The 13486-nt window shown below is 34.5% G+C and carries 13 protein-coding genes; all 13 read right to left on the minus strand.

Features of this window, described 5'->3' with window-relative positions; translation table 11 throughout:
- Position 1: 1 nt before the first annotated feature.
- The 13 genes from LEP1GSC202_RS13325 to LEP1GSC202_RS13385 all read right to left on the minus strand — a co-directional run bounded on the left by LEP1GSC202_RS13325 (position 2) and on the right by LEP1GSC202_RS13385 (position 13434).
- Positions 2 to 1060: a phytanoyl-CoA dioxygenase family protein gene (locus LEP1GSC202_RS13325; RefSeq protein WP_015678122.1), complete on the minus strand. Its 1059-nt coding sequence runs from the start codon at positions 1058 to 1060 to the stop codon at positions 2 to 4.
- A 13-nt stretch (positions 1061 to 1073) separates the two neighbouring features.
- Positions 1074 to 2825, minus strand: coding sequence for a capsule polysaccharide biosynthesis domain protein (locus tag LEP1GSC202_RS13330; RefSeq protein WP_015678201.1), 1752 nt, complete (start codon positions 2823 to 2825; stop codon positions 1074 to 1076).
- A gap of 64 nt (positions 2826 to 2889) precedes the next feature.
- The gene (locus LEP1GSC202_RS13335; RefSeq protein ID WP_015678040.1) at positions 2890 to 3435 is read right to left on the minus strand and encodes a GNAT family N-acetyltransferase; all 546 of its coding nucleotides are present in this window, start codon (positions 3433 to 3435) and stop codon (positions 2890 to 2892) included.
- Positions 3432 to 4421, minus strand: coding sequence for a hypothetical protein (locus LEP1GSC202_RS13340; protein ID WP_244147725.1), 990 nt, complete (start codon positions 4419 to 4421; stop codon positions 3432 to 3434). The genes LEP1GSC202_RS13335 and LEP1GSC202_RS13340 overlap by 4 nt, the downstream gene beginning before the upstream one ends.
- A gap of 11 nt (positions 4422 to 4432) precedes the next feature.
- Entirely contained in the window at positions 4433 to 5707 is a 1275-nt protein-coding gene (locus tag LEP1GSC202_RS13345; protein ID WP_015678140.1) for a DegT/DnrJ/EryC1/StrS family aminotransferase, read from the minus strand.
- On the minus strand, positions 5708 to 6700 hold the full coding sequence (locus tag LEP1GSC202_RS13350) for a Gfo/Idh/MocA family protein (protein ID WP_015678075.1): 993 nt from the start codon (positions 6698 to 6700) through the stop codon (positions 5708 to 5710).
- A complete protein-coding gene (locus LEP1GSC202_RS13355; protein WP_015677960.1) occupies positions 6697 to 7446 on the minus strand; it encodes a cytidylyltransferase domain-containing protein in 750 nt (249 codons plus the stop codon). Before LEP1GSC202_RS13355 ends, LEP1GSC202_RS13350 begins: the two co-directional genes overlap by 4 nt.
- Before the next feature lie 3 nt (positions 7447 to 7449).
- Complete coding sequence (gene pseI, locus LEP1GSC202_RS13360; protein WP_015678045.1) at positions 7450 to 8496, minus strand: pseudaminic acid synthase; 1047 nt, start codon at positions 8494 to 8496, stop codon at positions 7450 to 7452.
- Entirely contained in the window at positions 8493 to 9173 is a 681-nt protein-coding gene (locus LEP1GSC202_RS13365; RefSeq protein ID WP_015678096.1) for a formyl transferase, read from the minus strand. The genes pseI and LEP1GSC202_RS13365 overlap by 4 nt, the downstream gene beginning before the upstream one ends.
- Before the next feature lie 5 nt (positions 9174 to 9178).
- Positions 9179 to 9874, minus strand: coding sequence for a PIG-L deacetylase family protein (locus LEP1GSC202_RS13370; RefSeq protein ID WP_015678016.1), 696 nt, complete (start codon positions 9872 to 9874; stop codon positions 9179 to 9181).
- Positions 9867 to 10316 carry a GNAT family N-acetyltransferase gene (locus LEP1GSC202_RS13375; protein ID WP_015678358.1) on the minus strand — a complete coding sequence of 150 codons (450 nt, stop codon included), beginning with the start codon at positions 10314 to 10316 and terminating at the stop codon, positions 9867 to 9869. Before LEP1GSC202_RS13375 ends, LEP1GSC202_RS13370 begins: the two co-directional genes overlap by 8 nt.
- A gap of 179 nt (positions 10317 to 10495) precedes the next feature.
- Positions 10496 to 11410, minus strand: a complete 915-nt coding sequence (locus LEP1GSC202_RS13380; RefSeq protein ID WP_015678292.1) for a hypothetical protein — start codon at positions 11408 to 11410, stop codon at positions 10496 to 10498.
- Positions 11407 to 13434, minus strand: a complete 2028-nt coding sequence (locus tag LEP1GSC202_RS13385; RefSeq protein ID WP_015678151.1) for an aminotransferase class III-fold pyridoxal phosphate-dependent enzyme — start codon at positions 13432 to 13434, stop codon at positions 11407 to 11409. The genes LEP1GSC202_RS13380 and LEP1GSC202_RS13385 overlap by 4 nt, the downstream gene beginning before the upstream one ends.
- Between the last annotated feature and the right edge of the window lie 52 nt (positions 13435 to 13486).

Below are 13486 nucleotides of genomic sequence, written 5' to 3' on the forward strand. Positions count from 1 at the left end.
TTTACTTGTATTTTTTGTAAATTTTTGGATTTTTATGGATAAATTCTTCTACTTTTGAATCCGCAAATTTAGTAAACTTTCTTTCTGGATAATTGCCGCCAAATAGATGATCGCTAAAAGTTAATTGAAGTAAAAGCCTAGAACCATCTACCACGTGTTTACCTTTGTGTAATCCAATCGTATCTTCAATAATCAATGTTCCTCGTTTTCCATTGAATTCTTTTATCAGATCCTTTGAAAACGAATCCGCAATTTCCTCATCAGAAATTCGAGCATAACCTCGTTTTAAAAGATTTTTTGGAATTCTCCCAGGTTTGTGAGAGCCCTCCACGAAGCAATGGGGACCATTGTTCGTATTTACATCAGTGATGTAAAAAAAATACTTTATCCATCGAACATGATCCATGTCAAAATGCCACATTGTCGCAGCTTCATCGTTTGGATTTTTATCAAAATCTGTTTGCCACCACATGCCAGTAACATTAGAAACGGGTGCACAATTTAAATATTCCTGTGCAATTGCAATTAATGAATTATCAACCATTAAAGATTGAACAACTGGATCATTAATCAGTTTTTCTTCATCAAAATCATAGTGAATTCCAATTAAATTATTAAAATCTATAATAGTTTTCTTTGCTACCATACCTTTTCCAGAATATAAAGGCCGAGCGCTACTTTCAGTGGTCGTTCCGAATTTGTACAGATAATCACAAATCTCTTCTGACAAAACATTTTCAAACACTACATAACCTTTTTCGTTTAGCTGTTTAATTACGTTTTCCAATTCCATTTTTGATTTCAACGGAACAATACCATCAAATCCATTTAACTTAACTTTAGAACTAAACATAGTAACAATTTTATGAATTACCTGATTAGACCGACCACCAGTTTGACAAAAAAGACTAATCATACTATGGAATGATTCTAGAGGAGTTCTCATTTCACGATTAACAACAATAAAGCCTCTTATAACGTTTAAAATGTCATTTATATAGAATCGGTCAGTCTTAATCAAACGAAGAACTATACCAATAGTAAATTTTATAAATTTCATACAATCTTCCCCATTATTTTATGTATTCAAAAATCTTTTTTCTTAATTTACTTGATAGATCTGATTTCCAATTTCTACCAAATTTAACTTCACATAAAGAATTCAATATTTGCTTAATTTCTTCTAATTCTTGTTCTGTTGACAAACGCGATCGGCCTTCTTCCAATATTTCTTCAGTAGGTCGACCGCTAATTACTCGCTTAAACATTTGTTTTGAGTACTTCGAAACTCTTGGTTGAGGTTTAAGATAATTATCTAACTTCAATCTCCTCAATACTCTTCTAAAATTTCTCCAAAAGAAACTTTCTATTAAAATCAATCTTCCATCGACGATATCTCTAATATCAAATACGGTGTCGTAGATTTCAAAACTTAACCATCGAAAGGTTTTAATAATACGATCAAAAGACCAACCATCATTAGTTATCAAATTTTCGATTTGTGAGAAGTAGTCAGCCTTACTTTCAGGCACGATTCCTAAATCCCCTCTTGGATAAAATGAATAATCCTTAAGGTAAGATATGAACGGAATTCCCCATACTGCCATATCCCTACCAGCAGACGACCATGAAATTAGTCCAAAATCAATATTCTCCAATAAATCATAAAAAGAAAGGTTATCACTAGGAAGATTAACCTTAACATTTTCTGGCAGATTACTGAAAATTTTTTTAAGTTCGGAATAATGTTTTGATAAAACCTGATCTCTTTGGTTTGGAAGCTCACGTGGATGTACTCGAATAATCAAAAAACAATCATTCTTTTTTTTAAAAAACTCAACTGTCTCTTTTATCCATTCGATTTGATTTTCGAATATTGCCGATTCTTCTAATGGTAACTCATCAACTAATTGAGCGGATTTCAATTCATCATAACTACTTGTTGCAAGTAAGGTAATTTTTAAACCTTCTGGAATATGAAAGAAGTCTTGTATTTCCTTTGCGCTCTTCCCAGAAGGCGTCCCACCGTATAAGAAAGTGCTTTGACCTTTTAAAACAAAATGAAGAAAAGTTTCGACATTCTTTAATGATTCTTTAGTAGCTGGTAAATATTTGAATTTTGTTTTCCAAAGGTCATCCCTTTCATAAAAATGTGTAAAGGAATTCCTTTTTGCAATATGAATTGTTTCAAGACGATTCGCCCAATTTGATCCAGCAAAAATTGAATACGTTGGTATTTTCTTCACTTCCGCATGCAATCGAACAACTAAATTTACGGAATAACCTGAGCTATAAAAGAATACGAAATCAGGCTTGTAATCTTCAATGAGTCGTTTGCCGGCAAAATATGACCGAAGGCAAGTAATCAAATGTAATCGAACGGCTTCCCATGAATCTTCATCGATAACAAAATCAATTTTTTTATGTTGAAGGAAATGGTTATATAACGAATACCTTCCAAAATTAAGCCCATCCAATTGAAAATCCAACACATTTGAAGCCGTCAACGACTGCATAATCTTTTCAATTGATTCAAAATCTTCCTTTTTAAGTACTTCAGCAATCGTCGTTTTTGGAAAACTGAAGATTCTTTCTATTTTTTTATTATTTTCAACACACTGTATGCAGATCTCTTTTTTTTTCGACTCTTCTAATGATTCGTCGGCTCCGGTAGATTCCATCGGAATGCACCAAGAATTTAATGCTTCTCCACACCCAACATACAATATTTCAGCACCCTGCGCTCGCAATGAATGTAATACTTGAGCTTCTGGAAATGCATGAGGCCACAGAAAAGAATGTGGCGCAAAGGCGAGTATTTTCATAGTTTAAATTTTTAAAAATCCTTTCCCATTCAGATAAGATTTATATTAAAACAAATCTTCTATTTTATATGAACTCATCTTGCAATACACCAAACTCAATTAAATCCAAATAATTTCCATTTTTATAAATAGCTTTCCTGCGAACTCCCTCTTGAGACATTTTCAAGGCTTTCGCTAAATTAATCATTCCTTGATTATTAGAAAACGTTCCACAATAAATTCTATTTAAATTCAACACATTAAAACCGTGTTGAAGGATTAAGTTTCCAGCTTGAAATGCTAGCCCTTTTCCCCAGTAAGATTTTTCTCCCATAAAAATAGCAAATTCAGCTGTTCGGTTAATCCAATTGATATTTTGAAGGGAAATATTTCCAATATGAGTGTGGTTCTGATTTTCGATTATGGCAAAAACTAGTTGTTGGTTTGACTTATAAGAGTTTTCAATGTATTCAATTAGTGATTTCTGACTAACAGGAAAAACGCCATGTGAGTTTCCGAAACACACTTCAGGATCATTAAACCATTTCAAATAGTTTCCAAATGCATCTTCAGGTTGTAATCCTCTTAAATAAAGTCCATCAGCCCTTAAGAACTCATTCGATAGAATCATTTTGAATTTTCCTGCTCCGTGAGATATTTAAGAATAAGATGTTTCATATGATTTAAATCATATACTGGTATTCCAATGTTTTTTCCTTCAAAAGGATCACTACTCTTAAGATCGATCAAACAACGAATCACATTCGCTCCTAAGATCATACCTTCTATCAGTATATTTGAAAACATTCCAATAATAACACTCGAATAATATAATAAAGTTAAAGTATGACAATCATCACCAATTGCAATTTCCATCCCCGAATCTTTAATCAATGACAAAAATGTATCTTTGTCTTGATTAGGATGCATCTTAATCATAACTACATATTCTGATTTGGCTTCTATTGGTAACGCTTTTAAAAGATTCTTAAAAACTGTGTATTCATCAAAACCATATTCAGATTTTCCATAGCGATCTAGATGATTCGCACGACTAATCGGGTCTGGAGCAAAAAGTATAATTTTTTTCGAGTCTGTATATCCAAGATTATGTAAAAATAATCTTTTACTCATTACAGGAATCCAATTACGAATATATTCATGAAAATAATTTCCAGAAACTAAAATATCAACATTTGGTATCTCTAATCGAACCATTTTCTTTGCAACTTCATCTACGACACAAATTACATCGGAAAAAATGTAATCTCCATCCCACTCATATCTTGGCAAAATTCGAGTATAATGATCGATAAACGAATACGTTTTTATTTTTCTTTTCTTAAATGCCTTTATAAACTTAACTTCGATTGATGAATTTACTGACGTTCCAGTGAAAAGAAAGTCGGCATCAAATGTATCGGCATACTTTGACTCATCTCCCTCAGCGTAAATTGTTACTGGTATATCAAAATCAGAATAAAAATCATAACTTCTATCAGATAAAACTTTGAAGTTCTGAAGTTTATTATTTAACTTCAAATATGCTAAGATTGGTTTAGCTCCACCGGGATCACTAAATACAAACACTCCTTTGCCACTAATATTTGGTAACAAAGACAAATCCTTCATTTAAGTGAATCTAATTGACTCCAAACTTTACGAAAGGCCGAAATCAATAAGTTAACTTCTTCATCATCAAGCGCAAATCCACCAAAATAAAAACCGATGTAACTCTTATCTTGCAATTTCTCGGCAACTGGGCAAATTCCTTTTTCATAGTTAACTTTACTTGTCTCACCGGAAGAAATCCACGGAAAACCTGATTTGCCATAGGCAATTCTTTTTTGATATATGGGTAGAAGATGAATATTTAAGTAATTTGGTCTTAAACTTGGAATTCCTTCTGCGGTTAACGCTTCAATTAGCCTATCTCGCGTAACGCCAAGTAAATCAAAATCCACAATTAGCCCGTACATATAATAAACATGAGTACAATCTTCCAATGGTAATGGAAGTTTTAATCCTTTCAATTCTTTTAAGCCTTCACTTAAAAGGGCGCCCGCTCGGATACGTTGATTAACAATTGAAGGAAGCTTTTTCAATTGTTCAATTCCAATTGCAGACTCAATCTCTCCCAATCGAAAATTAAAACCAATCATATTCGAAATATCCATCTCTCCTTTCGGACCGACAACTGCTTCCGCATGATTTCGAATCAATTGTAATCTTTCTGCAAGTTTCGCATTTGCAGTCACACATACTCCACCTTCACCTGTATGAATGTGCTTATGGTAATTCAAACTAAACACACCTATATCACAATTCGTTCCAACTTTCTTGCCTTTGTAAATCGCACCCGGTGATTGTGATGCATCTTCAATTACTTTTAAGCCGAATTCATTTGCTATTTTCAAAATTTCATATAGCTGAGCAGATTGGCCAAATATATCAGGTACTACAATTGCTTTTGTTTTTTTGGTGATCAATGACCTAATATTTGCCGGATCAATGTTGAAATTATCGGGATTTATATCAACAAAAACTGGTATTGCATTCCAGATTAAGATCGCAGTAGCTGAAGCACACATTGTCCAAGGACTAACTAAAACTTCATCAAAGGGTTCTATACCAATTGCTCCCAAGGCGGCAATTAAACCAGATGTTGCTGAATTTACACTGACTGAATATTCAATTCCAAATTCTTTGGACCAATTGGATTCAAATTCTTTTACCTTATTACCACCGAAAAAGTCTTCATGCCACGAACCATAAAATCGAGATAATTCACCAGATTGCAAAACAGATTGGGCCGATTCTATTTCCTCTCTTCCAAAGGAAATATATGGTTTCAATTCCTTATTAATGGTTTTTTTGCCACCTAAGTAAGCTAATTTTTCCATTTACTTCATTCCTTCCATCTGATTATATTGAGAAAAAATTTTATCTACAACTAACTGAGTATGTAACGCTGAGAGACCGTCGGAATTACAATCAACACCATGTTCCAAATGGTTATATAGTGCATCTACTGTATACCATTGATAGCGATTGAAATCAGTAGTTACAGGTTGACTTTCTAATGATTTAATTTTATAATCTTTAAAGATAGAACTTATATCAACAGGGAAATATTCTATTTTCATGCCACCTTGTTGGTAATTGATAATACCCTTTTCTGTTAAAAATACTATTTCCTTTACTGAAAAATCAGTTTCAGTTCCAGCAATAAAATAGGCATCCACTCCGTTTTGGAACTTTAGTAAGAAATCTGGCTCGATATCCAAATTTCCCAAAACATTCCCCTTCTGTATCACTCTACAATACACTGGCTCACCAAAGAAAAATGATAACAAATTAATGAAATGAGATCCGTTATTTAAAACTCCTTTAGAATAAAATACTGAAACTTTTCGAATTTTCCCAAATTCATTTCTATCAAATTTTTTCTTTAATTCCAAATTCCCTTTTTCAAAACGACGTATAAAGTTAACTATAAGCAAGCATTGTTTCGATTGCGCTTTTTTTACCATTTCATCGGCTTCGAGTAGACTATCTGAAATAGGTTTTTCGCAAACAATGGCCTTCGGCCCGAGATCAATGACTTCATCAAAAATTGATTTGTGCAAATGACTTGGTACGCAGATAGATATGACATCTGGTTTAATTTTTTCTAATTCAGAAACGGTTAAAAAGGCAGGTGCTTGAAATTTAGATTTAAATTTAGCCCGGAAACTATCTGAGGTATCTACACCAGCAACCAATTGAAAACCATAATGTTGGTAATAAGAGGATGCATGTGTTAAACAAATATCTTTTCGATTTACATCAAGATCATAATCAAGTCCCTGGCCGATACTACCAAGTCCAACTACAGCGGCTGAATACTTTTTCAATTGAGACCCTTACGCTTGACATCCCGATTAATCGCAACCCAGGATTCCTTTTCCTTGATTAGCGCTACAATATCTGCGCAGGTAAAAAGAGGATTTTTTTCATAGAAATATTCTATTATTTTTTTAATTAACTCATAATCAGAAACTTCATCCAAAGTTATTGCAAGTTCAGGCCAATAATCCAAATAAGATGATACTAAATGAACTTGTTTGAACAAATTTGGGTTCTGTCTGATATGTCTTGTTACATGTTCTCTATCCAACTTATCTTCAGTCAAACTAAAGGATTTTTTAAGTGTATCTAATGAAAAAACTTGAGTATCCATTCCAATTGGATAGGAACGAACAACGACATTGCTAGCATAATCACATGGATTATATAAATATAATTGTATTGTTTGATCAACAACTGCAGGATCAATAATTGGACAATCAGCTGTTATTTCCACAATGATGTCAGCTTTAGCAGATTCTCCAGCACCCAAAACTCTTGACATAACATCATTTTCACTTCCACGAAAATAAGAAATTCCCTCATTTTTTGCAAAGTCAACTAACACATCATCTGTCTGATTGATTGTTGTGGCCAAAACAATTTCATCAATTGAAGGAACTGCTCTTAACCGTTGTATTAAATAATACAACATAGGCTTATTCAATACTTCCTTTAATACCTTCCCTGGCAACCGTGAGGAAGTCATCCTTGCTTCAATTGTCGCAACTATTTTATTTTTTCCCTTTTCCATTATTTAAGCCAATAACTCCCATTTTACTGCTGTGCCAACGCTAACATCTTGTTTGAGTTTTTTGCCAATTATTTCCTCAGCATACTTTGGGGCTAAACCATACCCTGGTCGGATTCTACGAAAGTCTCCCTTTGTTATAGTATCACCTGCTCTCAAATCTTTAACAAAGTATAATGATCTTCTAAAAACAACGTTTGCTTCTTCTGCTGGCTTACGATCATAACTTGCTACTCCTAATGCGAGCCAGGCGTCTTTCGTTTCGCGGCATAATGCGTTTAGTTCCAGAGGCATGATGGAAAATTCAGAATCTGGTCCCTTATCTGCCCTATCCAAGATAAAATGTTTTTCGATGACAGTTGCACCTAATGCGATCGAAGTAATGGAAGCTGTATTTGTTAAAGTATGGTCGGAAAGGCCAATTTGAACTCCGAATTTATCACGCAAATCAGGGATTGTAAGTAAATTCGATTGTTCAATCGGTGCTGGATAACTACTAATACAGTGCAATAAAATTAAATCTTTGCAACCACCACTCCGAGCAGCATCAACCATTTCTAAAATCTCTTGATAATTGGCCATTCCAGTGGACATGATCATTGGTTTTTTAGTCGACGCTATATAGCGAATCAAAGGTAAATCTGTAGCTTCAAAGGAGGCAACCTTGTAGGCAGGTGCATTCAAATTCTCCAAAAGGTCTACTGCTGTTTCATCAAACGGAGTAGAAAATAATGTTATGCCAATTTCATTTGCGTAATCGAAAATTTCTTTGTGCCATTCAAAAGGAGTTTCTGCCCACTTATACAGATCGTATAATTTATATCCATCCCAAAGGCCACCATGGATTTGAAATTCTTCTTTATCGCAATCAATGGTCATTGTATCAGCAGTATAAGTTTGGATTTTAATTGCATCTGCTCCAGATTCTTTTGCAGATTTAATTGATTCAAATGCTCGTTCTATCTTACCATTATGATTTGCAGATAGTTCTGCGATGATATATGGAGGAAATTCCTTTCCTATTTTTCGATTATTGATTGTAATAGTATTCATAAATCTTCTTTCATTATAAACTCGACGTTGGCAGATAACTTTCCAGAATTAAATTTTGCTTGGTTAAATTTCAGCATATAGTTTCCGAAATTAATGAAGGCATTGGGATAACCGTCTGCATCTAACATCCGTATAAAATCATAAATTTTTTCTAATTCTAACGATTCAGGCAATTGGCTCTCTTCTGGTTTCCTACGCTTAAAAATGACTGGCTCTCCTACTTGTGGAGTTGCTTTGGGTTCGTTCGCTACCATTTCAGAAATCATCGTCCAACTCAAAGAAGAAGCACGGATATAAATCTCCTCAGCGTTTCCACTTAAATCTATTGGATGTTTCATATAAACTGGCCCAGTATCCAAACCTTTCTCCATCTTAAGAGCGGTTAAAACTGTATTTTTATGACCTCGAAGGATCAAATTTTGCAAAGGAGATCCACCTCGTCCGTATGGGACGTCTGTCATATGGAAGCAGACACATTCATACTGATTTAGAATCGTATCAGGGACAATCCATCTCCAGTGTGGAAAAAAAATGTATCTTGGACTGGAGTCTGCTAGAACCAAATCTAAACTCTCTGGACTATCTACAAATTTCCATTTACCAGGGATCAGTTTTGATTCACTTTCGAATAAATCGCGGTTCCACTTTCCCACCGCAGCTACAATATATTCTTTCATTTGAATTATTGAATCAACCTGCCGCAAACAAAGGCCTCTGCATATGAATAACCGATATTAGCCCCTCTCCATTTTCCCAACGCTTCTACTGCATCAATCGACCGCGCATGAGGGAATGGCCTCATTTCTGATTCATAAATGGAGAGCGCATTTTTTTTCTTTTCCATTTGCTGAAAACTGAGTTTAAAAAAAACATTGGGTTGGAAACTACCAAGATTTGGGGAAATTTGCCATTCTGTACTGGATGCAACTTCAAAGAAAAAAAGTTCTTCAACCTTTTGGTTCGGATACGCCCGGCAAGCCGTAACCACAGCTTCATTTGTTATCCGGTGATCAATATTCAAATCATTGCCAAAATGAGTGAAAAGGATCGAAGGCTTAATATCTTCAATTTTTCGTTCAACTACTTTAATCACATCCAAACGATCAATGGAATCCATTCTATTGTCCGGGAAATCATAAAGTTCAATGGTTTTTACACCCAGTAAAAGATTTGCTTTGTTTGCATCATCCGATAGCAAATTTAATTCCGACAGTTTAGATTCACGATCACGTTGGATTTCCCTACTTGTAAGACCCTCAGCTAAAATTAAAACATGTACCTCATGTCCTTCCTCAGCTAAACGAGCCATAGTTCCACCACAACCGAGCACTTCGTCATCCGGGTGAGCTGCGACCACTAAAACTTTTTTTTTATTCATATATGAATTCAAAATTGCCATTACTTAGATTATTTTTTTTAAAACCTATCTTTTGAAAAACATGGGCAGAAATTAGATTTCCTTCTTTTACTTTGGCTAGAAACTTTAAAGGCTCTTTCAGCTGAGATTTTAATTTCGAAATTCCAGAAATTACGATTATCTTTCCATACCCTTTTCCTCTATATTTTTTATCGATTGAATAGTCGATTTCAAAGAATCCATCCTTTCTATCAAATCGAATTTGACCAGCAGGATCGCGATCAACTTCAAATATAAAAATGAATGAATTGGGATTTCTTAACTTTTGTAGATACCAACTTTGATGTTCCAACCAATCAATTTTCTCTGTATGAAAGGAAGCATTTCTAACTTCAGTATCATTTACCCAATCGAATAATTGCTCACAATCACTTTCAGTAGCTGGTCTAACGCCAATAATCAAGGTTTTCTCTTATCCAATCTAATTTAAATTTATCGAATATTAAAAAAATTTATTCCTGGGATCCAAATTTATCATAAGAAAACATTTGGCTGCGGGAATTCTCTTTCGAATAGAATCTGTGAAATTTTTGTGAAAATCTTTGAATCTTTTTGATTTTTCTAAATTTAAATTATTTAAATTTACGGACTTAACTTAAGAATAAAGTCGTGAATTACATCTATAATTTGACCTGGATTGGTTATTTCCATAAATCCTTGAAATTCCGAAAAACCGCGAATATTTCCTTCCTGATTTTCAAATGTTTTTATCATTACCATAGGAACACCACATCGATCTAATTCATAAGTCGTTTGTCCACCTGCCGTAATTGCAAAATCCATTTTTAACATCAAATCACGCATTTCCATTGCTGATAAGTTCTTATATAAAAAAGTTTTTGAATCTGACAAGGATGCCAAGTTATTTTCATTCGAAAATCCGGGTCCAATGATTAAGTGTTTTTCTAATTCAGGAAATTCTTTAGATAGAATATTTAAAAATGCTTCCGAATATAGATTTGGATCTGCTCCTCCCAACGTTATCAATATCTTAAGCGGGGGATTGTTTCTTTTGGGAATTACAAACTCATCACGGAATGGTTTCCGTAAAAGAACTTCCTTTTTTCCAGTGAGAACTTTGTATTTTGATTTATCATATTCAATAAATAATCCAGGATATCCTGGATTTAAAATCGTGGAACCTATTGGATAGGGTATCCGATTGTAATCATCAATGCAAACCAGCTCTTGAGATATTTTTTTTAGCTCCTCATAGATCGAAGCAGGCGCTAAGTAAGAATCTATATAAATGACCACACTATTTTTACTATCTTTTACTGATAAAGATTCAATTAATTTTGGAAGAATATTTAGATCCATCCAGTCCTCTTTATAAATGGGACATGGGTAAGACCAATTTGGAAATGACTCATCTGTATGGAGAATGATCCGAATATCCTGATTACCTTTTTCCAAAAGTATTTCAGCAAGCGCAGTGCATCTTCCTAAATGACCAAGCCCCGTAGTCAAAAGTGCTTCAGAAAAAATTAAGATCAATTCAGTCTTTTAAATCCTGCATGACAAATAGGACCATCAAGTAAAGTTGAAACATCACGTCCATTCTCGCATTCTTCAATCAACATAAATATTGGTTCAATCATTTCAAAATAGCCATCGACCACAGTTTGTTTGTGTTCCATACAAACATAAACAGAATTTGCTGCTAAGTATCCTTTCTTCAACATCTCTTGTGTAATCAAAGTTTTATATTCTAAACTATTTTTGCTATTAATCGTAAATCCAGAAAGAGCAGGCATTCCCCATACTGAGAGGTCTAGATGATACTTTTTCGCTAATTCCAACCATCGGTTCCTAATATGGTTACCCATATTAGTTATATACTCCCAAGATTTTTCTCTTTCCATTACTTCTAAGGTTTTTAAAGCTGCTGTCGGTCCAATACGCTCTGTCCAAAACGTACTACTAATAAATGTAGTTTGTGCTGACTCCATTACTTCACGCCGGCCAATCACTGCAGTAATTGCATATCCATTTCCTATGGCTTTACCGAACATTGCAATATCAGGTTCAATTCCATAAATTTTATGTAGCCCTCCAAAGTTTTGGCGAAAACCAGAAGTACACTCATCGAATACTAAAACAATGTTTCTCTCATTGGCTAATTTTCTAACTTTTTCAAGAAACTGATTCTCTGGACCATGATTTCTAGAAACTTCCATAACGATTACGCCGATATCTTGGCTATTTACTAGCGACTCTAATTCTTGAATTTGGTTGTAATTAAATGGAAAAACTGTACCTGTTAAATTCTTAGGAACTCCTTTCGGATCAAGACCTGGCAAAAGGTGGCCGGACAATCCATCATCTTCCGATAAATTTGCAGATAGATACCAATCATGCCAACCATGATACCCACATATTGCTACTTTGTCTTTCCCCGCTGCCGCGCGAGCAATTCTTACTGCAATGGCGTTTGCTTCTCCACCAGTTCTCGCCAAACGAACCATATCTGCCCAAGGATGAATCTCAATTAATTTCTCAGCAAAGTATACTTCTTCAGGACAGTTGAAAGTGGCCATGTTCCCATTACCAATATTCTTTTTTACAGCCTCATCTACCTCTGGATGTCCATATCCTAAAGTGTTTGTTCCTATGCCCATTATCGACATATCGATGTATTCTTTTCCATCCAAATCCCAAACAGTGCATCCCTTCGCCTTACTAAAGTAAGAAGGCCATTTTTCTGGTAAAAACATTTCTGAACGCTTCGAAAGTAACATGTTTCCACCGGGTATAATATGTTTTGCCCTTTTCCAAAGTTTTTGACCAGTCCCCATAATCTGACCCTCATTACGATTAATCTCTTGATTAATTGAAAAAATATTTGGAATGATTGTTTTTAAATTTAGAACATCTAACCAACTAAAACTTAAATCTGGATGAAAATGATCAAGAATTTGGGAGATTAATTTGAAATCAGCAGGTTCGTCAACAGTCCATCGTTCTGCTGAATGATCTTTAGAAAAAAATACATTTGATTTCTTAAACGAATCAGATTCACGAATATAAGGAGTCACGTGTTCGCGTTCGCTATCTAAAGTAGCCTCTTTGTATGCTCTCTCCAAAGCTAAAAAAGAAAAAACTTCTGTATCAAGTCCATCTGGATATGTGGGTGGATTAATGTTTGAGCAATAATCTACACCACCTTTCAAAAATTCAGAAACCACTTCGTCAACAACTTTCGGATCGATGAGTGGACAATCACCAGTGATACGAATTACAACATCTGCACCAGTTTCCTTCGCGGCTAAATAGTATCGCTCCAACACATTCTGTTCGCTTCCCCGATAGACTTTATAGCCGAGTTTCTCAACAAACTTCTGAAGAAGGTCATTTTCCTTATTAATAGAGGTTGCGATAACGATTTGATTTATCGATTTGGACTTGGAAAGCCGAGACAATAAAATCTCTATTAATGGCTTTCCATTCACTTCTTTCATTACCTTATTTGGTAACCTTGTGGATCCCAATCTAGCCTGAATAATTGCAACTACTTTCATAATTTTCCTGAATTGAACCAAGTATCGGTGTTAAACCTTTCTTTAAACAATT

Source organism: Leptospira yanagawae serovar Saopaulo str. Sao Paulo = ATCC 700523, assembly GCF_000332475.2.
GTDB lineage: Bacteria > Spirochaetota > Leptospiria > Leptospirales > Leptospiraceae > Leptospira_A > Leptospira_A yanagawae.